Annotated in this window: 3 protein-coding genes; all 3 read left to right on the forward strand. The window is 66.0% G+C overall.

Going from position 1 to position 1979, the window contains the following annotated elements:
* Positions 1-549 (forward strand): tRNA (guanine(37)-N(1))-methyltransferase (locus tag Y706_RS25275; RefSeq protein WP_043436068.1); only part of this gene is annotated, 549 nt, incomplete at its 5' end.
* Between the two features lie 235 nt (positions 550-784).
* On the forward strand, positions 785-1144 hold the full coding sequence (gene rplS, locus Y706_RS0112545) for a 50S ribosomal protein L19 (RefSeq protein ID WP_018773447.1): 360 nt from the start codon (positions 785-787) through the stop codon (positions 1142-1144).
* A gap of 130 nt (positions 1145-1274) precedes the next feature.
* A complete protein-coding gene (gene lepB / locus Y706_RS0112550; protein ID WP_028276855.1) occupies positions 1275-1955 on the forward strand; it encodes a signal peptidase I in 681 nt (226 codons plus the stop codon).
* Positions 1956-1979: the final 24 nt, after the last annotated feature.

Below are 1979 nucleotides of genomic sequence, written 5' to 3' on the forward strand. Positions count from 1 at the left end.
AAGCCTGTCCTGATCGTTCCGTCACCGGCGGGGGAGCGCTTCACCCAGGCCACCGCCCATCAGCTCGCCGAGGAGGACCAGCTGGTCTTCGCCTGCGGCCGGTACGAGGGCATCGATGAACGGGTCCTGGAATGGGCCGCGGAGCACTTCACGGTGCGCCCGATGAGCCTGGGGGACTACGTCCTCAACGGCGGCGAAGTCGCCGTGCTGGCCATGGTCGAGGCCATCGGGCGGCTGCTGCCCGGCGTCGTCGGCAACCCCGAGTCCCTCGTGGAGGAATCCCACTCCGACGGGCTGCTCGAATACCCCGTCTACACCAAGCCCTCCAGCTGGCGGGACCGGGACGTCCCGGCCGTGCTGCTGAGCGGCAACCACGGCAAGATCGCCCAGTGGCGCCGGCATGAGCAGTACCGGCGCACCGCCGAACGCCGCCCCGACCTCCTCGTGGAGTTCGACGCCGGCAAGCTGCCGCGCGCGGACCGTACGGCCTTCTCCGACCTGGGGTACGACGTCGTCGACGGCCGCCTGCTGCGCCGTCCCGACGCCTAACCGACGGGATTGGGCTAACCCGCACAAAATGTGGCAAAATTAGTCCTTGTGCCTGCTGGGTTGCGAACCTGCCACAGGGGGAGCGCTACCAACAGCCCGGCACCCCGGCCCCGTCTACTCCTGACAGGGCCGGATTGACAAACTTTCGGCGGAAATTTCCGGGCGGCGCATGCCACCGGCCCTGACCGCCGTAACCCAACGTGAGTGACCTGTGGCGTTCACCAGGAGTGGATCAATGCATATCCTCGATTCCGTAGATGCAGCCTCGCTGCGCACCGATGTTCCCGAGTTCCGCGCGGGTGACACCATCAAGGTTCACGTGAACATCATCGAAGGCAAGAACTCCCGCGTCCAGGTCTTCCAGGGCTTCGTCCTTGGCCGCCAGGGCGATGGCGTCCGCGAAACCTTCACCGTCCGCAAGGTCTCCTTCGGTGTCGGCGTAGAGCGTACCTTCCCGGTGCACTCCCCGATCATCGACAAGGTCGAGCTCGTCTCCAAGGGTGACGTGCGCCGCGCCAAGCTTTACTACATGCGCAACCTGCGTGGTAAGGCCGCGAAGATCAAGGAAAAGCGCGACTTCCAGACCGCCAAGTAAGCTTTTTCGTCTTCCACGACAGGCTTCCACCGCGGATCCACGGACCGTATCCGGTGCGTCAGCTAGCGCGGCGCCGGAGCTATCCGCAACAGCGCACATTAGTTCACGACAGCGCCAGGGGATACGGAACATGGAACAGCCAAAACGCCAGCCCAGGAAACCGGGCTGGCGTTTTGCGTTGCTGGCCCTGGTGCTCGCCGTGGCCATCAGCGCCGTGGTCCGCTCCCTGTGGGTGGACATCTTCTTCATCCCGTCCGCCTCCATGGAGCCGCTCCTGCACACGGGGGACCGGATCGTGGTGGCGCGGACCGGTTTCCAAGCTAAGCCCTTGGGCCGGGGCGACGTCGTCGTCTTTGACGGCCGCGGTTCCTTCGCCCCGCTCAACAGTGGCAACGGCCCTGTGGTGGACGCCCTCGCCGAAGCCGGACGCTGGCTTGGCCTGGCTGGCAGCGACACCACGTATGTCAAGCGCGTCATCGGACTGCCCGGCGACCGTGTGGTCTGCTGCGACGCCGGCGGCCGGCTCACAGTCAACGGCCAGCAAGTTGCGGAACCGTATGTGTATCCGGGGGACACCCCGAGCGATGTGAAGTTCGCCGTCCAGGTGCCTGCCGGGCGGCTCTGGCTCATGGGGGACCACCGCTCGATGTCCGCCGACTCCCGGAGCCTCCTTGGCGCCCCGGGCGGGGGCATGGTGCCGCTTGAACGCGTCATTGGCAGGCCGGTACAGATCATCTGGCCGCTTGATAGATTTGCAGCAGTAGCGCGGCCCGAACCGGCTGCGACAACGACGACGACGAACGGACAGTAGATGCCCGAGACCGAACCGCGCACT

Origin of the sequence: Arthrobacter sp. I3 (assembly GCF_000520575.1) — a bacterium.
Classification (GTDB): domain Bacteria; phylum Actinomycetota; class Actinomycetes; order Actinomycetales; family Micrococcaceae; genus Arthrobacter; species Arthrobacter humicola_A.